Annotated in this window: 21 protein-coding genes and 1 tRNA gene; 9 read left to right on the forward strand and 13 right to left on the reverse strand. The window is 63.9% G+C overall.

Translation table 11 applies throughout. The features are described from left to right. Positions 1–151 precede the first annotated feature (151 nt). Positions 152–526, forward strand: coding sequence for a hypothetical protein (locus tag NWE53_RS14840; protein ID WP_265050155.1), 375 nt, complete (start codon positions 152–154; stop codon positions 524–526). Positions 527–611: 85 nt separating this feature from the next. Here NWE53_RS14840 and NWE53_RS14845 read toward each other — a convergent pair whose 3' ends face one another. Then, on the reverse strand, positions 612–821 hold the full coding sequence (locus NWE53_RS14845) for a toxin-antitoxin system YwqK family antitoxin (protein WP_265050156.1): 210 nt from the start codon (positions 819–821) through the stop codon (positions 612–614). Positions 822–1,288: 467 nt separating this feature from the next. Here NWE53_RS14845 and NWE53_RS14850 point away from each other — a divergent pair, with 467 nt between their 5' ends. Continuing rightward, a complete protein-coding gene (locus NWE53_RS14850) occupies positions 1,289–1,414 on the forward strand; it encodes an ABC transporter (RefSeq protein WP_265050157.1) in 126 nt (41 codons plus the stop codon). Positions 1,415–1,672: 258 nt separating this feature from the next. After that, on the forward strand, positions 1,673–2,233 hold the full coding sequence (locus tag NWE53_RS14855) for a hypothetical protein (protein WP_265050158.1): 561 nt from the start codon (positions 1,673–1,675) through the stop codon (positions 2,231–2,233). Positions 2,234–2,308: 75 nt separating this feature from the next. On the opposite strand, the gene NWE53_RS14860 is transcribed toward NWE53_RS14855, so the two are convergent. The 4 genes from NWE53_RS14860 to NWE53_RS14875 all read right to left on the reverse strand — a co-directional run bounded on the left by NWE53_RS14860 (position 2,309) and on the right by NWE53_RS14875 (position 4,351). Continuing rightward, on the reverse strand, positions 2,309–2,821 hold the full coding sequence (locus NWE53_RS14860) for a L,D-transpeptidase (RefSeq protein ID WP_442864835.1): 513 nt from the start codon (positions 2,819–2,821) through the stop codon (positions 2,309–2,311). A gap of 444 nt (positions 2,822–3,265) precedes the next feature. Further along, on the reverse strand, positions 3,266–3,556 hold the full coding sequence (locus tag NWE53_RS14865) for a c-type cytochrome (protein ID WP_265050159.1): 291 nt from the start codon (positions 3,554–3,556) through the stop codon (positions 3,266–3,268). Next, entirely contained in the window at positions 3,553–3,855 is a 303-nt protein-coding gene (locus NWE53_RS14870) for a hypothetical protein (RefSeq protein WP_265050160.1), read from the reverse strand. The genes NWE53_RS14865 and NWE53_RS14870 overlap by 4 nt, the downstream gene beginning before the upstream one ends. A 148-nt stretch (positions 3,856–4,003) precedes the next feature. Further along, the gene (locus NWE53_RS14875; protein ID WP_265050161.1) at positions 4,004–4,351 is read right to left on the reverse strand and encodes a hypothetical protein; all 348 of its coding nucleotides are present in this window, start codon (positions 4,349–4,351) and stop codon (positions 4,004–4,006) included. A gap of 1,114 nt (positions 4,352–5,465) precedes the next feature. On the opposite strand from NWE53_RS14875, the gene NWE53_RS30045 reads away from it, so the two are divergent. Further along, positions 5,466–5,663, forward strand: coding sequence for a helix-turn-helix domain-containing protein (locus tag NWE53_RS30045; protein ID WP_442864836.1), 198 nt, complete (start codon positions 5,466–5,468; stop codon positions 5,661–5,663). 93 nt (positions 5,664–5,756) lie between these two features. Here the strand turns inward: NWE53_RS30045 and NWE53_RS14880 are convergent. Then, a tRNA-Ser gene (locus tag NWE53_RS14880) sits at positions 5,757–5,846 on the reverse strand. Positions 5,847–6,143: 297 nt separating this feature from the next. Between NWE53_RS14880 and rplU the strand changes: the two genes are divergently transcribed. The 4 genes from rplU to NWE53_RS14900 all read left to right on the forward strand — a co-directional run bounded on the left by rplU (position 6,144) and on the right by NWE53_RS14900 (position 9,183). After that, positions 6,144–6,833 (forward strand): 50S ribosomal protein L21, encoded by a 690-nt coding sequence (gene rplU, locus NWE53_RS14885; protein ID WP_265050162.1) that lies wholly within the window; start codon positions 6,144–6,146, stop codon positions 6,831–6,833. A gap of 99 nt (positions 6,834–6,932) precedes the next feature. Continuing rightward, complete coding sequence (rpmA, locus tag NWE53_RS14890; RefSeq protein WP_199085184.1) at positions 6,933–7,199, forward strand: 50S ribosomal protein L27; 267 nt, start codon at positions 6,933–6,935, stop codon at positions 7,197–7,199. 153 nt (positions 7,200–7,352) lie between these two features. Then, on the forward strand, positions 7,353–8,039 hold the full coding sequence (locus NWE53_RS14895) for a GNAT family N-acetyltransferase (RefSeq protein WP_265050163.1): 687 nt from the start codon (positions 7,353–7,355) through the stop codon (positions 8,037–8,039). A 313-nt stretch (positions 8,040–8,352) separates the two neighbouring features. Continuing rightward, positions 8,353–9,183: a GGDEF domain-containing protein gene (locus NWE53_RS14900; protein WP_265050164.1), complete on the forward strand. Its 831-nt coding sequence runs from the start codon at positions 8,353–8,355 to the stop codon at positions 9,181–9,183. 69 nt (positions 9,184–9,252) lie between these two features. On the opposite strand, the gene denD (NWE53_RS14905) is transcribed toward NWE53_RS14900, so the two are convergent. The 7 genes from denD (NWE53_RS14905) to NWE53_RS14935 form a co-directional block, all read right to left on the reverse strand. Continuing rightward, on the reverse strand, positions 9,253–10,236 hold the full coding sequence (gene denD, locus NWE53_RS14905; RefSeq protein ID WP_265050165.1) for a D-erythronate dehydrogenase: 984 nt from the start codon (positions 10,234–10,236) through the stop codon (positions 9,253–9,255). Positions 10,237–10,274: 38 nt separating this feature from the next. Further along, positions 10,275–11,261 (reverse strand): D-erythronate dehydrogenase, encoded by a 987-nt coding sequence (denD, locus tag NWE53_RS14910; protein WP_265050166.1) that lies wholly within the window; start codon positions 11,259–11,261, stop codon positions 10,275–10,277. Between the two features lie 97 nt (positions 11,262–11,358). Beyond that, on the reverse strand, positions 11,359–12,105 hold the full coding sequence (locus tag NWE53_RS14915) for an SDR family oxidoreductase (RefSeq protein ID WP_265050167.1): 747 nt from the start codon (positions 12,103–12,105) through the stop codon (positions 11,359–11,361). Positions 12,106–12,120: 15 nt separating this feature from the next. Then, positions 12,121–13,251: a GNAT family N-acetyltransferase gene (locus tag NWE53_RS14920; protein ID WP_265050168.1), complete on the reverse strand. Its 1,131-nt coding sequence runs from the start codon at positions 13,249–13,251 to the stop codon at positions 12,121–12,123. Further along, the gene (locus NWE53_RS14925; RefSeq protein WP_265050169.1) at positions 13,248–13,574 is read right to left on the reverse strand and encodes a hypothetical protein; all 327 of its coding nucleotides are present in this window, start codon (positions 13,572–13,574) and stop codon (positions 13,248–13,250) included. Before NWE53_RS14925 ends, NWE53_RS14920 begins: the two co-directional genes overlap by 4 nt. Then, positions 13,571–14,410: an isocitrate lyase/PEP mutase family protein gene (locus NWE53_RS14930; protein WP_265050170.1), complete on the reverse strand. Its 840-nt coding sequence runs from the start codon at positions 14,408–14,410 to the stop codon at positions 13,571–13,573. The genes NWE53_RS14925 and NWE53_RS14930 overlap by 4 nt, the downstream gene beginning before the upstream one ends. A gap of 267 nt (positions 14,411–14,677) precedes the next feature. After that, positions 14,678–16,540 (reverse strand): IlvD/Edd family dehydratase, encoded by a 1,863-nt coding sequence (locus tag NWE53_RS14935; protein WP_265050171.1) that lies wholly within the window; start codon positions 16,538–16,540, stop codon positions 14,678–14,680. A 268-nt stretch (positions 16,541–16,808) separates the two neighbouring features. On the opposite strand from NWE53_RS14935, the gene NWE53_RS14940 reads away from it, so the two are divergent. Beyond that, complete coding sequence (locus tag NWE53_RS14940) at positions 16,809–17,993, forward strand: pyridoxal phosphate-dependent aminotransferase (protein WP_265050172.1); 1,185 nt, start codon at positions 16,809–16,811, stop codon at positions 17,991–17,993. Positions 17,994–17,995: the final 2 nt, after the last annotated feature.

Genomic DNA, 17,995 nt, shown 5'->3' on the forward strand with positions numbered 1-17,995 from the left:
CAGTCTTCTCTCGCACCGCTCCGCCCCGCTGCATGCTCCGCACACGAGTGTCAGATCCGGGATTCGCGCAACAGATGGTATGGAACGTGCCGAGGGCGCAGACTTGGCTTTTGTGCAGCACTCATTCAATGGTTGCGTGATCCATCATTGAATGATCGGAGCCGCAATGCCGAGTTTCGACCAGATCCCCGAAATGATCGATAGCCGTGCCGTGCGCAATCTGGTCGCGGCACAGGCGGTTCAGGGGGCGACCGTGCTCGGCCGACCGGGGGGCTGGGCCGTGCTGGTGCGCTATGGCGCGCTTGAGCGGGCGGTGGCCTCGACGCGCCGGCAGTTGCGGATCTGGCGCCACCTCCACAGCGCCGCCGCCTTCGTCCAGCAGGAACTCGGCCTTGCCCACTTCGACGTCGATGCCAGCGGCCACGACCCGGCGGGTGGCTACCGTCGACCCGATCAGGCCGAGCGCCTGAGGCACCAGCGCGCGGTGGCCGAGCGTGCGCTCTGGTTTTGGGCTTCCTCCGGGTGACCTCCGGCCTTAGTCCGGGTGGTCGGTCAGAGGCTGGGTCGGCCCAGGCGATGAGCGTCCATTTTGGACAGCGGCCGGCCGGGGTTCAATTGGAGAAAGTTGTGACCTTCACGACCTTGCCGATGGCGTCGTAGGTGGTCCATTCCCCGACCTGTTTTCCGCTCTTGAAGTGGCCTGAGCGCAATTTGCTACCATCCAGCCTGAACCACTCCCAGTACCCTTCAAGCTTACCGTCCATCATGTGGCCCTTGGCTTTGACGCTCCCGTCCTTGTGGCGGTCAATTCTTTCTCGCATGCCTTCCCGCCTCCGATAGCAAACAGCCCGGCCGATGCGCCGGGCTGTTTTGTATTCATTCGCCTCCCGAATTGAAGGCCGAACTTCGGCGCCAGGCGCTGGGCCACAGGTCGTGACAGGATTAAACTCGAAAGCTGCCGACAGCAGTTCAGACGTTTGTGCTCACCCTAATCAATCAAGTCATCATCCCATGGCGTTTGCCCATGGCAAGCTCGCCGGCTTTCTCTGAAATCGCACCGACGCGGTCGGCGACCGCGAGTCCAACCTGACGCTGAGCCAGAAGCTGGCCGATGCGGTTTGCGACGCTCTGATCACCACACTCGGCATCGCCCCGCCGGGATTGTCTAGTCGGCCTCGGCGAAGAGCAGGGGAACCAAAAAGGGGTAGGGGTGTTGCGCATCCGCACTAGTGGTCAAACTTCTTTCACCCATAGTTAGGGGATCCCAACGAGGGGCGAGGACAAATCAATGAAAAAGTTTCTGGTGTTGACCGTATCTGTTGCGCTGATGGGCGTCGGAGGATGTGCTGCGATCGGCAAGGGCAAAGGCAAAGCCCCACCGCCGGTTTCTGCTCCGATCGTTACGAAGGGGTAGCCATCTCGATAGAAAACGGCCGATCAAATCGGCCGTTTTCTTACTCTGAATTGAGTTCCTCTGGTACTTCAAAGACACGGCTGCCGCGATAGCGCCTTTGAGCTTTCTTGCGGAAGCGGGAGTTAAGCGATGTGGTGTGGTCTGAACCATCGAGCGCCCTCTTGGGCTTTCATAGTTTGCGCTGTGGGACTTTTTTGCGGGTTTGGGCCGCGACCAACCCATGCACGAGATCGTGCTGCGCTCTCTCCCGGCCACGAGGTGGCCGCCGCGCTGAACTCAGCCGGCAAGGGACAACATCACACATCTCGACGAGAAGCTGACCAGCGAGCCGGGCAGTATTTCGTGGAGTTCCGGTCGCGCTACGCCCTCAGCTATGGCCATACCTTTCTTGTCCATGGCCGGTTGAACGCCAGAGGCGAGGTAGGTCAGGTCACGGCGGACCAGGTCGCCGGATTACACCCGGCAGGAGAAGGTCCGCAACTTTGGTCCGTCGGGCATGTTGTTCCTGTTCCATCTGAAACGGGCCCCAGCGACGGCGACCTGGAAGATGAATACATCTCGGCGCGCTTCAGGGTCGTCATGGACGAGGCTCAGTACCGTCGCGTTGCAGCGTATATTAGAGACAAGCAAGAGACCTCCCCGATGTGGCATGCCGTTCTCAATAACTGCAACAGGTGGGTCGGGGAGGTCGCGCAGTTCATGGGACTGGAGGCGCCTAGCAACACGCTGCTCTATCCGGCCGACTACATCGCCAGTCTTCGGGCTCTCAACAATGGAAAGGTCAAGGAGGTCGAATTCACCTCCGACCGCGTTCAATAACGAGAGCCTTTTTCGCTTTCACGCGCTTGCTGGGTCGTCCCCGACGGGCGGCTAGCAAACCGAGCTCACCAGCATTCAGCGCAGAACGAGAACTGGGGTTCCGACCGCAACGCGGTCGAAAAGGTCGACGATATCTTCGTTCAACATCCGAATGCACCCATAGGACGCGAATGTGCCGACGGAATCGGGCCGATTGGTGCCGTGAATTGCATATTGGCCGCCCCCAGAGAGCGTAAGCGCGCGCGCGCCCATCGGGTTTCGTGGCGATCCACCGGGAATAACGTCCGGAAGCATTGGGTTATCGCGCTTGATCTCGTCAGGCGGCGACCAGGCCGGCTCGACATGCTTGCCCTCGACCAGCACTTCGCCGAGCCATTGCTTGGAGGCCTTCCCAACGGCCACGCGATACCGGATCGCAGAGCCATTGCCTTGCACCAAATACAGGCTCCGCTCCTTCGTCCTGATAACGATCGCGCCTGGCACCGCGTCGCCCTTATAAGCCACGATTTCGCGTGCCCGAACCGCTCCCGCAATCGCAAACGACACCAATAAGATGCCCGCCCGAAGCATTACCCGAAAGATCAGCATTTCTATGACGCCCACATTATCGCAATCGCAGTAGCGGATGAGCCTAACAACTGCCTGACGTGCCGGAAAACTGATGACGGGCTCGTGCGTTCCGCACTAACCGCGAATTTCCACCTGGCCAATCTCGATTGGGTTCCGGCGAACCACCTTCAAGCGGAAGGTCGCGTCGCATGGGTTAACCGAGCGAGTCACCGTTGAATATATGCTCGCGGACTGCACCTCGATGTGTTTATCCCCGATCTCCTTGAATGGCTTTCGACAACCAGGGCAAGGTCAGGGTCGAGATCAGGCGGCTCGCGGCCGAGGGGACTCGGCGCGCTCTTCACCACTCACGATCCCAACCAGACGCTGCGCTATGCCGACCATCGATGGATGTCGAGCGCGTGCGCCACCATCACGGCCTAGATTGCCGCTGGATCTCTAGAGTGAAAGGCGAGAGCATGCCTATCGCATCGGGAGCGCCGCATAATAGGCAGAGAGCGCAGCGATTTCCGCTGTAGACATCGCACGTGCCATATAACGCATCTCCTTGTGCTGACGCTTCCCCGACCGAAATGCCATCATCTGGTTGAAGAGGTAACGTTCGTTCTGGCCGGCCAGATGAGGCACTTCGGTATCTCGGGCGATACCATCTTCGCCATGACAAGCGGCGCATTGCTCCACGGTGGAGTGCCTCGGTTCGGCGAGTGCTGGAGCGGCAATCAGCACCATCGCCAAGGTTAGTCGAAGCATCATCCTGATTTCTCCCCGCTTGTTCCATCCGCCGAACCGGCCGCGATGAGATGCTCGGCCGTCGCAATCGCGCGCGCCTTGGCCTCAGGCGTCATCATCGCCGCAAGGAGCGCCGGCACCCAAGGTGGCACCGGCAACTCATCATTCAGCCATTCGTGGACGCGGCCGGTCCGACCGTTGCAGAACAGCCCAGCGAACCGCTCCGGGCTCAGATCAACCTCTTTCAGCCCGTACCCGAACTGAGCCCCGTCGATATGTGCAGCCTTGGTTTTGGAGGGCTGGATTTGCAGCTTGCGCGCCATGTCACTTCCTCGAGCCTGTGCGACGCCGATTAGAGGGCAGCGACGCCATCTTGAACGATGCGACGGTTGGCCAAGCTCGCAGCTGAGAAACAAACTGTCCCATCAAGTTGCGTCGGCGTGACTTTCCCAATCCGTTATGGTTGCTGGTTCAATCCGTTAGTCGGATTGACTTCTCGCTGCACAGATCGATGAGGTCACTATCGCTCTCGACCTCGTCGCTGAACTTGGCAAGGACAGAGTAGCTGCAGCCCGTGGGCTTGTTCAGCTTCAGGGCAATGCTCTTGCCGGGCCCGAGCGGCTTGGCGAGCTTGGCGATCAGGCGCGGCTGCTCGCCCGAGGTCGTGATTTCCAGCGAAGCCAGTGGCGCGGTACGCGCGTTCGTCACCTTGACTTGAGCCGGCGGCTTGGGAGATTGGGCGACCGCGGGAGCAGTCGCGAAGCAACCGAATAGACCGACGCCGAACAGGCGGACAGAGATAACGGGCTTAAATTTCATCGTTGTTTCGTTCCCCGAATAGCGAGCTTAAACGCTCTCGCACATCTCACAACGGCATTTTGGGGAAAACAAGCAAGCAAAAGAGGCTTGGAGTGCCGGTCGCAGGTTAGGCACGGCAGCCGAGTACCGTTCGAAGCATGGATGAGTGGAGCGGCCGGCAAGGACCCTACTCCGTCAGAAGCCACCCCACCTTCGGGAGTGGACCGTTTCGACGCAGATCAACAAGACTGACAAGGGCGATGATAATCCGAGGACGGTCGAGCCAGTCACGAAGGCGCTGCTTTAGAAAAAGCCTGGAGGCAAATCCGTCCAAACCGGTTAATCGTTTGATAACCAATAGCAGCCAGCTTGGACTTTCCCTTCGCGTGAAAGCAAAACCGATGGCGCAAATTTTCCATCCCGGCGAAAAGGTGATGCTGTTCTACGGGTACGGCGATCGAGGCGGTACCAGTATCTATGAGGTTGTGCGCGCTCTACCCGCCTCGGCAGAAGATGAGCGACAGTACCAAGTCCGTGGCCCGCAAGGATACCATCGCGTAATTGGTGAAGGGCAGATCCGCTTCCGGCTCCATGAGGCTGACGCTCTCGCGGCGGGAGCAGTTGGGAACCAAAGGCGGCGGGAGCCTGGCCCGGCCCAGGGGGGGGCTACGCGGACTGCGGCGGTAACTCTTGCCGGCGCCAAAGGCTTCGCCCCCCTGCGTACCGCTGGTTAAGGACGGCGTCTCTGATGTCGCCAGAGACGCCTTTAATACCGAGTCCCGGAGATTGTGACTCGGGCCGTCTTTTCAACTCAGCATCGGCCTGATTCAACATGGCGAACGAGGGAGGTTCGCCATGGCTATTCCGCTACGGACTGATTTCGATGCACAGATGACGAGGGGCGCGGCCAAGCGGTCGAGGGACGGGTCGCAGGCGCGCCGCCTTTTGGCTTTGGCGGCGATCTATGATGGGGCGACGCGGACGGATGAGGCCCGGATTGGCGGCGTGACGCTGCAGATCGTGCGCCGACTGGGTCATGAAGTTCAACGCGCTCGGGCCAGATGGCTTTATAGACCGCAAGGCGCCTGAACAGTCGCCCCGGCTCAAGGTCGTATAATCGGCAGCCCTGGCTGCGATGATAGAGAGCGGTCCGACGCCGGCGATCCACGGCTTCGTGCGGTGGCGGATCATCGACCTATGTCAGTGGCTGTACGAGGAGTTCAAGGTCACCGTTGCCAAGCAGACCCTGAGCCGGGAACTTCGGGCCATGGGCTATCGCAAGCTCTCGGCCCGCCCTCGTCATCATGGGCAGGTCGATGGTGGCAGTAGGTAAGGCCAGGACTTTCACCCGGTGGGGTAAATGGTGGGGTAACGACCGGCCGCTGAAAAATCTAGGCTGCATTTTCAATGGGTTAGATGGCGGGAGTGGCGGACAGGGAGGGATTTGAACCCCCGATACCCTTGCAGGTATGCCGCATTTCGAGTGCGGTGCATTCAACCACTCTGCCACCTGTCCGCGGTCGCCTTCGGTCAAAGCGGGGTGGTTACTACACAAGCCAAGGCCGGGGGGCAAGCCTTCGCCGCGGCAGAAATCCACCTTATCCCTTCCGCTTTCGCTTGACGTTCCGGGCGAGCGCGACTATCGAGCACCGTCCGGCGTGGGGAAACCCGCGCCTGATCTCTTTTGGCCTGCGCGATGCGTCGCAAGCCGGCAAGAGCAAACCTGACCACGCAATCGACTGCCAAAAAGCCGTCCCGCGTGCGCTTCCGGACCGGAGGCCATGACAGGGCGGGGCCGAACATGGAGGACAAAATGTTCGCAGTCATCAAGACCGGCGGGAAGCAGTTCCGCGTCGCCGCCAACGACAAGATCACCGTTGCCAAGATCGAGGGCAACCCGGGCGACACCGTCGCCTTCGGCTCCGTGCTGATGCTCACCGAAGGTGAGAAGACCACGCTCGACACCAAGGCCCTCTCCGAGATCACGGTCGCGGCCGAGATCGTCGAACAGGCCCGCGGCGAGAAGGTCATCGCCTTCAAGAAGCGCCGCCGCCAGAACTCCAAGCGCAAGCGCGGTTTCCGCGCCGAGCTGACCATCATCCGCATCACCGACATCCTCACCGGCGGCAAGAAGCCGGAGATGAAGAAGGGCGATGCTTCCGCCGTCGCGCTGAAGGCCGCTTCGCCCGCCACCAAGGGCAAGGCTGCGCCGAAGGCCGACAAGTCCGCGGCCAAGGGCGAGGCGCTCGACGCTTCGAACCTCTCGCTGATCTCGGGCGTCGGCCCGACCATCGAGAAGAAGCTGCGCGCCGCCGGCATCACCTCCTGGAACGACATCGCCGCCTGGACCGAGGCCGACGTCGCCAAGTGGGACGAGGAGCTGAAGCTGCGTGGCCGCGCCACCCGCGAGGAGTGGGTCGAGCAGGCCAAGGAGCTGCTCGCCGGCAAGCCCCCGCGGGCCAAGGCGGACCAGGAAGAACTCGCCTCGGGCGAGGACTACTGACGGTACACGTCAGCGCAGATTGATCGTCGCGCCCGAACCGGCTGGCTTTCGCCGCCGATTCGGGTTAGAGAGACAGCACAAGTTTTGAGGTAGGGCGTTATGGCTCACAAAAAGGCAGGCGGCTCGTCGCGTAACGGCCGTGATTCTGAAAGCAAGCGCCTCGGCGTGAAGAAGTTCGGCGACCAGGCGGTCGTTTCCGGCAACATCATTATTCGTCAGCGCGGCACCAAGTGGCATGCCGGCGCCAACGTTGGCATGGGCAAAGACCATACCCTCTTTGCGACGACGAATGGCCGCGTCCGATTCACGACGAAACTCGGCCGAGCTTTCGTGAACGTAGTCCCGGCCCAAGAGGCCGCAGAATAAACGGCGGATAGGGAATTTCCTCGATCCGCCGGTTCCATCGAACCGGATCGGATCAAGGGTCTAAACCCTCAGCGGGTTTCCCGAAGGTCAAGGAAAAGGGAGATGGGACCAAAATCCCAGCTCCCTTTTTCGTTTGCGCCGACGGAGAGACCGATGTTCCCCGAACTGACCCGCGACGATGTCTTCCGGCTCGAAACCCGGCGTCTCTGGCTGCGCTGGCCGCGCATGGCCGATGCCGCCGCCATCCTTCGCCAGGCCGGCGAGAAGGCTGTGGCGGAGATGACGGCTTCCATTCCCCACCCCTATCCGCCGGACGCGGTCGAGCCCTTCGTCTTTGCCATGCGCAAGGGCAACGCGCTTGGCGAGCACCTCGTGCTGGCGATCACGCCGCGTTCGAAGCCGAACGAGCTGATCGGCATGATCGGCGCCCACAGGCAGGCTTCGGGCGTGCCCTTCATCGGCTACTGGCTCGGCACCCAGCACTGGAACAAGGGCTATGCCACCGAGGCCGTGCAGGGGCTGATCGACACGATGTTCTCGCTCGTCGACGTGCCGGCGATCGACGCCGATACCCGCGTCATCAACCCGGCCTCGCGGCGGGTGCTGGAGAAGTCCGGCTTCCGGGCGGAGGGCTCCTTCCTGAAGTCGCTGCCGGCCCGCGGCGGGCTGTTCCCTTGCGAGCAGTTCCGGCTCGACCGCTCGACCTGGGCGGCGCTGAAGAGCTGGAGCGCCAGCGGCTGGACGCCGCAGCATGAGCTAGACGATGCCGAGCCCGCGCTGCCGGAAACGGAGTCGTCGATCCGTGCCCAGCAGTCGCAGGGCGAGCCCTGCCCTGCCTGACTCGGTCCCGTCGGAGCCAGCTGGGTCTCGGACGGCGAATCATGATGCAGAATCCAATCGAAGGGGCGGCTTCCCCAAGTGCCGCCCCTTCTTTTTGGTGCAGGATAGAGTTGGTTGGTTGACGCGCGGAGGCTGGCGACTCGTTAAAAATCGAGGCAAATCGCTTACCGTCCATGAGAGCCGCGCCTGCTAGCCCTGACGCACTCTGAACGAGCGGAGTGTGTCTGTGAAAAGTAAGATTTCGAATATTAGAGCATATCTCAGGTCGTCTCTGCTGGCCCAGGCTTTTGCCGGCTGCTTTGTTGCCACGCATGTGCCGATCATTTCTATCGTTGCCTATGTCGCGTCCGGCGCGAACGTCAGCGCGCGGGCCATTCTGGCTATAACCCTGCTAGCAACGCTGGCCGGCACCGCCTTTGCCTTCGTTGTGATGCGCCATCTTCTGCTGCCTGTCGGCGAGATCGCCCGCAATCTGCGTTCCTATCGGCTCGAGGGCCGGATCCCGCGTCTGATCAAGGCGCGCGACGACGATGTCGGGCGGCTGACCGACGAGGTCCGGGCGCTGATCAACGCCCTCGAAGACAAGATGACCCGCCTGAAGCGACAGGCTTTCTCCGACATGCTCACCGGCCTCGGAAACCGCCGCTGGCTCGCGGAAGCCGTGAGCGTCGAGATCGCACGGGCCCGCCGCGAACAGCGCCCCCTGTCGGTCATCGTGTTCGATCTCGATCACTTCAAGCGCATCAACGACGATTTCGGCCATGATGTCGGCGATGAGGTTTTGCTCGCCGTGGCCGAGACCTCGAAACGCGTCCTCCGGCCCTATGATCTGGTCGCACGCCTCGGCGGTGAGGAGTTCTGCGCATTCCTGCCGGCCACCAGCCTCAAGGAGGCCCTTCCGATCGCGGAAAGGCTGCGCGAAGGCATTGCCTCGCTGCAGATCGACTCCCTGCAGGGCCGGCGGGTCACCGCGAGCTTCGGCGTTCACGAAGCGGATGTGGTGCGCGAACAGTTCAAGGACATGCTGCGCACGGCCGACCAGTATCTCTACCAGGCCAAGGGCGCCGGGCGAAACCAGGTCCAGGCCCTGGAAGCGCGCCGCGCAGTGGTGCAGACCGGAGCGGCCAACCAGGCCGAGCCCTGAAGCTCATAACCCGACGAGAACGCGGCGGCCGGGGGCGGAAGCCCCATGGCCGCCGCTCTGTTTCCGGCACTACTTGACGAAGGTGCCGTGCAACTCGTCGTCGATATGGACGCGGATGATTTCCTCGAAGCTCGACTCCGCCTTGAAGCCGAGCGCCGGCGCCCGCTGCGGGTTGAAGTTGCGCGGCCAGCCGGCGACGATTCCGTCGATCACCGGATCCTGTACCCGCTTGATCCGGGCGACGACATTTTCGCCCGCGACCTTGCGCAGCGCCTCGATCTGCTCGGCGACGGTGCAGGAATAGCCCGGCATGGTCAGCGCTCGGCGGGGGCCGATCGCGGCCGTTTCCATCGTCGCGGCGTGGATCAGGAAGCCGACGGCCGAGCGTGGCGAGGCATGCCAATGGCGAACCTGGTCCGAGACCGGCAGCACCGCCTCCTCGCCGTTCAGCGGCTCACGGATGATGTTGGAGAAGAAGCCCGACGCCGCCTTGTTCGGCTTGCCGGGCCGCACGCAGATCGTCGGCAGGCGAATGCCGACGCCGTCGAAGAAGCCGCGCCGCGTGTAGTCGCTGAGCAGCAACTCGCCGATCGCCTTCTGCGTGCCGTAGCTCGTCAGCGGGGTGGTGAAGAACTCGTCCTCGATCTTGTCGTGGAAGGGGGCGCCGAAGACCGCGATCGAGGAGGTGAAGATCAGGCGCGGCTTGTACCCGTCGCCGGTCTTGCGGATCGCATCGAAGAGATAACGCGTGCCGTCGAGATTGATCCGGTAGCCCTTGTCGAAATCGGCCTCGGCCTCGCCCGAGACTATCGCCGCGAGATGGACGATCAACTCGGGGCGGGTCGCGATCAGCTTCTCCGCCTCGCCCTCGATCGAAAGGTCGGACACGACAGCCTCGAAATCGAAGGGTGCGGCCGGCGGCGCCGCTGCGACCACCACGTCCTGCGCCGTCACGCGCGTCACCGGCTTGCCGCCGAGGCCGCCATCGCCAGCCAGGCGCTCGATGAATTTGCGCCCGACCATGCCGGCGCCGCCGAGAACGAGGATATGCATCGGTTCTGTCCTGAAGGTTTGCTGAAATTTGGCTTCTGTCAGTGCGGAAGATGGCCGCCGAGATCGTCCTCGATATGGACGCGGATGATCTCGTCGAAATCACGTTCGGCCTTGAAGCCGAGCGCCAACGCGCGCTTCGCGTCGAAGCGGGTCGGCCAGCCGGCGACGATGGCCGCGGAGGCCTCGTCGGGAGCGCGCTTGATCAGCTTCACCGCCTTGTCGCCGGCGATCCGGCGCAACGCCTCGATCTGTTCGCCGACGGTGACACAGACGCCCGGCATCGTCAGGTTGACGCGCGGGCCCAGCGCCTCGCGCGACAGCCCGGCGGCATGGATCAGGAAGCCGACGGCCGAGCGCGGGCTGGCGTGGGTGAAGAGCACCTCGTCGCCGACCGGCAGCAACGCCTCCTGCCCTTGCAGCGGCTCGCGGATGATGCCGGAGAAGAAACCGCCGGCCGAGGCATTGGGCTTGCCCGGCCGGACCACGATCGAAGGAAAGCGGATGCCGACGCCGTCAATCAGCCCGCGCCTGGAGTAGTCGGCCAGCAGCAACTCGCCGATCGCCTTCTGCGTGCCGTAGCTGGTCAGCGGCGTGACATGGAACTCGTCGGAGATCGCGGGTGGGAACGGCGCGCCGAAGATCCCACTCGAGCTGGTGAAGATGAGCTTGGGCACGTAAGCCGCGCCGCCCTCATGCCGGATCGCTTCCAGCAGGTGGCGCATGCCGTCGAGATTGATGCGGTAGCCCTTGTCGAAATCGCGCTCGGCCTCGCCCGAGATGATCGCGGCAAGGTGGAAGATCAGGTCCGGCCGCAGCGCGGCGAGTTCCCTGGCGACGGCCGCATCGGTCGCATCCTCGACGCGGATCGTCGCCCGGTCCGCAAGCTCGGCCGGCAGCGAAGCCGCCACGACATCGGTCAGGGTCAGCGTGCTGATCGCCTTGCCGGCGCAGCGCCCTTCGCGCGCCAGACGCTCCGCCAGCCTGCTGCCGACCATGCCGGCCGCGCCCGTGATCAGGACATGCATGGGCTCTCCCTATCCGTTTTGTGCCGGGCCGCTTCTTGGTTCGCGACCTTTCGGAAGAACGGCGAGCAGCAGGGCCGCTCGCCATCCGCGTCTGCGCTCAGAGCGCGAAGCCGCCATCCGCCAGATGGATCTGGCCGGTGGTGTAGCTCGACTCGTCGGCGGCGAGATAAACCGCAAGCCAGGCGATCTCCTCGGCAGTGCCGAGCCGGCCCATCGGCTGGCGGTCGACGAAGGCCTGGCGAGCCGCGGCTTCGGTCGTGCCGGTCGAGGCGGCGAGGTCCTTGATGCGCTGGTCGAGCGACGGGGACTGGATCGTGCCCGGGCAGATCGCGTTGGAGCGAACGCCCTTCTTGATGTAGTCGGCCGCGACGGCCTTGGTCAGGCCGATCACCGCCGCCTTGGTCGCTCCATAGGCGTAGCGGTTCGGCAGGCCGCGCACCGAGCCTGCGCCCGAGGCGATGTTGATGATCGAGCCCGAGCTCTTCTCCAGCATCCCCGGCACGAAGGCCTGGATCGTGCGGTGCATCGACTTGACGTTGAGGTCGAAGGAGAAGTCCCAGGCCTTGTCGTCGGTCGTCAGCACCGTGCCGTGATGGACGAAGCCGGCGGCGTTCACGAGGATGTCGATCGGCCCGACCTTCTCGGCGAAGGCATTGACCGCCTTGCTCGAGAGCACGTCGAGTTTGCGCTTCTTCGCCTTAGGAATGCCTTCCAGCAGCGCGACATCCTTGTCGGTCGCCCAGACGGTGGCTCCCTCAGCCACGAAGGCCTCGGCGATGGCCCGGCCGATCCCCTGCCCTGCGGCGGTGACGACCGCGACCTTGCCCTTCAAACGTCCTGCCATGCTCGATTCCTTTTATTAGCCGGCTTTTGCAAAGGTCTTGCGCATATGGGTCAGCCGCCGGTCGGCCATGTCCTCATGATGCGTGATGGCGAAGCCGAGGCGCTCGTACCAGCCGATACGTTCGGTCAATTTCGCATGGGTGTAGAGATGGACGGATCCGTAGCCGAGCGCCCGCGCCCGCTCGTCCGCGAAGGACATCAAGCTGGCGCCCAGCTTGCGGCCGCCCGCCTCCGGCGCGACCGCGACGCTCCAGATCGTGAAATCCTGCGGCTCGATATCGAGCACCAGCGCGGCTTCGAGACCGCTTTCGCCATCGACCAGCCAGACCTCGTGCTCGGCGACGACCTGCGTGTAGTCCGCGATGCGCGGCAGCGAGGGCACGCCGATGATGCTCTCGTTCGGCGTATAGGCAGCGTTCTTGAGCGAGAGGATCGCCGGGATGTCGGCAAACCCCGCCCGACGCAGCGTCACCTTGCCGGCTTCGCCCTGAATCTGGTTGAAAGCGCCTAGCGAGAGCTTCTGGACGCCCTGCGCGTCGAAATTCTCCGGAGCCAGCCAGCGGCGGAAGGCCTGCGCGCGCACCGGCCACTCGCCGTCGAGGATCGAGAACCAGGCAGTGTCGCGGTTGGCGCCCTTGACCACCATGTGCTGGCGGAACAACCCTTCATACTGGAAGCCGAAGCGCAGGGCCGCGCGCTTGGAGGGTTCGTTGAGATTGTTGCACTTCCACTCGTAGCGGCGATAGCCGAGCGAGAAGCCGTAATCGCCGACGAGATAGATCGCCTCGGTCGCCGCCCGCGTGCGCTGCAGCGCCGGTGCATAGGTGATCCAACCGACCTCGAAGACCCCGTGCTCGGGCCTGATCTCCATGATCCAGAGATGGCCCTTGGCCTTGCCGTCAGCCTTGTCGATCACCGCGAGCGGGACGATGCCTGCCTTGGCCACCATGGAATCGAGCAGGGCGCGGTATTCGCCCTTGCTTTGCGGCGGTGCAGCCGGAAGCCAGTCCCAGACATGGGTCTGGCCGGCATTCCCCGCCCAGATGTCGTCGAGATGGCGATCGACGTCGAGCGGCTCGAGCCGGCAATACTGGCCTTCCAGCACCTTCGCGGGCGGGAATGGCGACGCCTTCCAGTCGAACGTCATGACTTCGTTTTCCCCCGCCAGCCCGTGAAATCGTACCGGATCTCCCAGCCCGCGCCGAGTTCGGCCGCGATGGCATGGGCAAGCGCATGGCCCTCGGCCTCCCAGGCCAGGCGCTCGACCTCGTCGGTGAAATCCGAAGCGGCCTCGTCGTCCTCGTCATAGATCGCGTCGAAGGCATCGACCCAGGCTTCGAGCCGGTCGCCGATTTCATCGGAAAGCCCGATATCCTCGGCATCGACCGCCCGGCGCTTGCCCTTGGCGTCGACCTGCCAGAGACCGCTCTGCCCGAGCCATTCCGGCGCGATCAGGAGCGTGCCGCTCATGAACGCGCCTCGAGATCCTCATGGAAGAACGGGTTGAGCGGCGAGGACGGGCCGTTGCCGGCAAAGCCCTTGAAGCTGCCCTCTTCCGCGATCAACCGCGTCGCCTCGATGAAGGCGGCCCAGGCGGCACGCGCCAAAGCCCCGCCGATGGAGATGCGCCGCGCGCCCGCTGCCGCGATCTCGTCGACGCTCAACCCGAAATCGCCATAGACCAGGGCGTTGACCGGCTTGCCGCCCGCCGCCGACACGATGGTGGCGATATCGTCGGCCGTCTTCGGGCCGGGCGCGTAGAGCACATCCGCCCCGGCGGCCGCATAGGCCTCGATCCGGCGCGCCGCTTCCTTCAGCGGCTCGGCATGTCCGGTCAGGAAGCATTCCGCCCGCGCGGTCAGCACGACGCCCGAGCCGGTCTCGTCGATCGCCTTGCGCGCCGCCTTGATGCGGTCGACGGCCAGATCGAACGCATAAAGCGGCTCGCTCTCGCGCCCGGTCGCATCCTCGATCGAGAGGCCGGCGACGCCGGTCGCAATGCAGAGCTTGACGTTGGCCGCGACACCATCGGGCGTATCGGCATAGCCGTTCTCGAAATCGGCGTTCACCGGCAGGTCAGGCACCGCCTTCACCATGTCGGCGATATGCGCGAGCATCATGTCGCGCGGCACGTCCTGGTCGGCGCGCGCCTGCGTGAAGGCGAAGCCCGCGCTCGTCGTCGCCAGCGCCTTGAAGCCCTGCCCGCGCAGCCAGCGGGCCGAGCCGAGATCCCATGGATTGGGCATCACGAAGCAGCCGGCCTCATGCAGCTTGCGGAACGCTTCGACTTGCGGGCTGCGGGCCATTTTTCAATCGTTTCAAATGGGAGCGGAAAGAACGGCTGCCATAGTGTCGAGGGTCAGGTCGTTTGTCAGCCCCGAAGCCGCGCGTCGCGCAGCGAGCGCCGATGCGCGGACGGAATGGCGTGGGCATCCCGCACGCGCTGCGGCACGAAGTCCTGCTGCGCAGATGCAGGACCGCGTGAAGAAAGGGCGCGCTCATCGGGTGACGGTCCCGTGTCTGCGCCGCGACATTCACATGCCGCAGCGCGCACGGGATGACGTCAGTCCCGCTCAGTGATTGTCGCGCGGAACGCCGAACTTCTTGTGGATCTTCTGGTACTTGACCGCCGGCTTGAGAACCATGCCTTCCGACAATTCGTCGACGATCTTGCGCTGGATCTCCTGCCAGGGCGTCTGGCTCTTCGGGTACTTGTAGCCACCCGCCGCCTTGAACGCGGCCCTGCGCTCGGCCAGCTCATCGTCCGAGATCAGGATGTTGGCAGTGCGCTTCTTGAGGTCGATGCGGACCTTGTCGCCGGTCTTGAGCAGCGCGAGCCCGCCGCCGGTCGCCGCTTCCGGCGAGGCGTTGAGGATCGACGGCGATCCCGAGGTGCCGGACTGGCGCCCGTCGCCGACGCAGGCGAGCGCGGTGACGCCCTTCTTGATCAGGTAATCCGGCGGCCGCATGTTCACGACTTCCGCCGCGCCGGGATAGCCGATCGGGCCGACGCCGCGGATGAACAGGATGCAGTGCTCGTCGATGGCGAGCGCGGGGTCGTCGATGCGGTGGTGGTAATCTTCCGGTCCGTCGAAGACGATGGCACGGCCCTCGAAGGCCATCGGATCCCCAGGGTTCTCCAGATAGCGCTGGCGGAACTCCGGCGTGATCACGCTGGTCTTCATGATCGCGGAATCGAACAGGTTGCCCGACAGATTGAGGAAGCCGGACTGCGCCTTCATCGGCTCGTCATAGGTCTTGATGACCTCGCGGGCGATGGAGAAGGCCCCCTTGCAGTTCTCTTCCAGCGTCTGGCCGTTGGCGGTGATGGCAGGCTTGATCTTGCCCTTCTCGACCAGCTCCGCGATCACGGCGGGCAGGCCACCGGCCCGGTAATAATCCTCGCCGAGATACTCGCCGGCAGGCTGCATGTTGACCAGCAGCGGGATCTCGTAGCCGATCTTCGTCCAGTCCTCGTTGTCGAGCTTGACGCCGATATGCTTGGCGATGGCGTTGACGTGAACAGGCGCATTGGTCGAGCCGCCGATCGCCGAATTGATGACGATGGTATTCTCGAAGGCTTCGCGCGTCAGGATCTTCGACGGGACCAGGTCCTCCCAAACCATCTCGACGATGCGGCGACCGGTCAGATACGCCATCTCGTAGCGATCGCGATAGGGCGCGGGGATCGCGGCGGCGCCGGGCAGCGTCATGCCCATCGCTTCCGCCAGCGAGTTCATCGTCGAGGCCGTGCCCATCGTGTTGCAGTGGCCGGCCGAAGGCGCCGAGGAAGCGACGAGGTCGACGAAGCCTTTGTAGTCGATCTCGCCGGCCGCCATCATCTGGCGCGCCTTCCAGACGATGGTGCCCGAGCCGGTGCGCTCGCCGCGGAAGGAGCCGTTCAGCATCGGGCCGCCGGGCAGCGCGATCGCCGGGATGTCGACCGTCGCGGCCGCCATGATCTGCGCCGGAGTGGTCTTGTCGCAGCCCGTCGTCAGCACGACGCCGTCGAGCGGATAGCCGTAGAGAATCTCGACCAGCGAGAGATACTGCAGGTTGCGGTCGAGCGAGGCGGTCGGCCGCTTGCAGGTTTCCTGGATCGGATGGATCGGGAACTCGAAGGGCACGCCGCCCATCTCGCGGATGCCGTCGCGGATGCGCGGCGCCAGCTCGAGGTGGTGGCGGTTGCAGGGCGCGATATCAGAGCCCGTCTGCGCGATGCCGATGATCGGCCGGCCCGACTGCAGCTCTTCCCGCGAAAGACCGAAGTTCATCGTGCGCTCGATATAGAGCGCGGTCATGTCGGCATTAGCCGGATTGTCGAACCAGGCCTTCGAGCGCAGCTGCGCCGGCTTGATGCGGCGTGGAGCCTTCTTGCGTGTCAGCGCGACCGGTCGGTCCTCGCGCGGAACATTGCTTTCGGGAGCTTTGGCCATCCTCGTTTCCTCTCGCTCGGCACGGCGCTGACGGCCGTTTGCCGATCTCACATTCGAACGATTTGAGACAAGCCATCATGCCCATAGCCCGCGGCTGGGCAAGGCCCAATCTGGCTGATAGTCATACTATTTATTCATGCTGTATGCAGCATGCAACAAGGCGCGATGCGTGGCAGGCGCTTGCCAGCCCCGCCTCTTTGGCGCCAGAAAAGGCTGCTCCGACAGGAACTGTTCTTCAACCCTTCGAAACCCGGCCGAGAAACGCGTCATGACCCTTCACGTCGTCCCGTCCTTCGCCCGCATCGGCGAGGAGAACGCCTTTGCCGTGCTGGCGCGCGCGACCGAGCTGCAGCGGCAGGGCAAGGACATCGTCAATCTCGGCATCGGCCAGCCCGATTTCGCCACGCCCGAGCACATCGTCGAAGCCGCCGTGAAGGCGCTGCGCGACGGCCATCACGGCTACACCCCTGCGAACGGCATCCTGCCGCTGCGCGAGGCGGTCGCCGCCGATCTGCACAAGCGGTTCAAGGTCGAGGTTTCGCCGGAGAACGTGATGATCGTGCCCGGCGGCAAGGTCACCATGTTCATGGCGATCCTGATGTTCGGCGAACCCGGCGCCGAAATCCTCTACCCGGACCCCGGGTTCCCGATCTACCGCTCGATGATCGAATATACCGGTGCAACGCCGGTGCCCGTGCCGATCCGCGAGGAGAACGGCTTCGCCTTCTCGGCCGAGGAGACGCTCTCGCTGATCACGCCGAAGACGCGGCTGCTGATCATCAACTCGCCGGCCAACCCGACCGGCGGCGTCACGCCGAAGGCGGAGATCGACAAGCTCGTCGCGGGGCTGGCTGATTTCCCCGACGTCGCGCTGATGTCGGACGAGATCTACGACCAGATGGTCTATGACGGCGAGGAGCATGTCTGCCTGCTGAGCTATCCCGAGATCCGCGACCGGCTGATCTTGCTCAACGGCTGGTCCAAGACCTATGCGATGACCGGCTGGCGCATGGGCTGGTCGGTCTGGCCGAAGCCGCTCTACGACAACGCCCGCAAGCTCGCGGTGAACTCGCATTCCTGCGTCAACGCTCCCGCGCAATGGGCGGGGCTCGCCGCGCTCACCGGCCCGCAGGACGCGGTGCACGCCATGGTCGCGGAGTTCGACAGGCGCCGGAAGGCGGTGGTCGCGGGGCTGAACGGGCTGCCGAACGTCTCCTGCATTACGCCGAAAGGCGCCTTCTACGCCTTCCCCAACGTCTCGCAGACCGGCTGGAAGGCGAAGAAGCTCGCTTCCGCTCTGCTGGAGGAAGCCGGCGTCGCGACGATCGGCGGGCCCGATTTCGGTGTCCATGGCGAGGGCTATATTCGCCTCTCCTATGCCAACTCGCTTGAGAACATCGAGAAGGCGCTGGAGCGCATGAAGACCTTCCTCACCAACGCAAGGGCTGCCTGACC

It is taken from the genome of Bosea sp. NBC_00550, from assembly GCF_026020075.1.
In the GTDB taxonomy this organism is placed as follows: Bacteria; Pseudomonadota; Alphaproteobacteria; order Rhizobiales; family Beijerinckiaceae; genus Allobosea.

Coding starts and splice junctions, on each gene's coding strand:
- NWE53_RS14840 (WP_265050155.1), top strand. CDS start 152: ATGATCGGAGCCGCAATGCCGAGTTTCGACCAGATCCCCGAAATGATC.
- NWE53_RS14845 (WP_265050156.1), bottom strand. CDS start 821: ATGCGAGAAAGAATTGACCGCCACAAGGACGGGAGCGTCAAAGCCAAG.
- NWE53_RS14850 (WP_265050157.1), top strand. CDS start 1,289: ATGAAAAAGTTTCTGGTGTTGACCGTATCTGTTGCGCTGATGGGCGTC.
- NWE53_RS14860 (WP_442864835.1), bottom strand. CDS start 2,821: ATGCTGATCTTTCGGGTAATGCTTCGGGCGGGCATCTTATTGGTGTCG.
- NWE53_RS14865 (WP_265050159.1), bottom strand. CDS start 3,556: ATGATGCTTCGACTAACCTTGGCGATGGTGCTGATTGCCGCTCCAGCA.
- NWE53_RS14870 (WP_265050160.1), bottom strand. CDS start 3,855: ATGGCGCGCAAGCTGCAAATCCAGCCCTCCAAAACCAAGGCTGCACAT.
- NWE53_RS14875 (WP_265050161.1), bottom strand. CDS start 4,351: ATGAAATTTAAGCCCGTTATCTCTGTCCGCCTGTTCGGCGTCGGTCTA.
- NWE53_RS30045 (WP_442864836.1), top strand. CDS start 5,466: ATGATAGAGAGCGGTCCGACGCCGGCGATCCACGGCTTCGTGCGGTGG.
- rplU (WP_265050162.1), top strand. CDS start 6,144: ATGTTCGCAGTCATCAAGACCGGCGGGAAGCAGTTCCGCGTCGCCGCC.
- rpmA (WP_199085184.1), top strand. CDS start 6,933: ATGGCTCACAAAAAGGCAGGCGGCTCGTCGCGTAACGGCCGTGATTCT.
- NWE53_RS14895 (WP_265050163.1), top strand. CDS start 7,353: ATGTTCCCCGAACTGACCCGCGACGATGTCTTCCGGCTCGAAACCCGG.
- denD (WP_265050165.1), bottom strand. CDS start 10,236: ATGCATATCCTCGTTCTCGGCGGCGCCGGCATGGTCGGGCGCAAATTC.
- denD (WP_265050166.1), bottom strand. CDS start 11,261: ATGCATGTCCTGATCACGGGCGCGGCCGGCATGGTCGGCAGCAGGCTG.
- NWE53_RS14915 (WP_265050167.1), bottom strand. CDS start 12,105: ATGGCAGGACGTTTGAAGGGCAAGGTCGCGGTCGTCACCGCCGCAGGG.
- NWE53_RS14920 (WP_265050168.1), bottom strand. CDS start 13,251: ATGACGTTCGACTGGAAGGCGTCGCCATTCCCGCCCGCGAAGGTGCTG.
- NWE53_RS14925 (WP_265050169.1), bottom strand. CDS start 13,574: ATGAGCGGCACGCTCCTGATCGCGCCGGAATGGCTCGGGCAGAGCGGT.
- NWE53_RS14930 (WP_265050170.1), bottom strand. CDS start 14,410: ATGGCCCGCAGCCCGCAAGTCGAAGCGTTCCGCAAGCTGCATGAGGCC.
- NWE53_RS14935 (WP_265050171.1), bottom strand. CDS start 16,540: ATGGCCAAAGCTCCCGAAAGCAATGTTCCGCGCGAGGACCGACCGGTC.
- NWE53_RS14940 (WP_265050172.1), top strand. CDS start 16,809: ATGACCCTTCACGTCGTCCCGTCCTTCGCCCGCATCGGCGAGGAGAAC.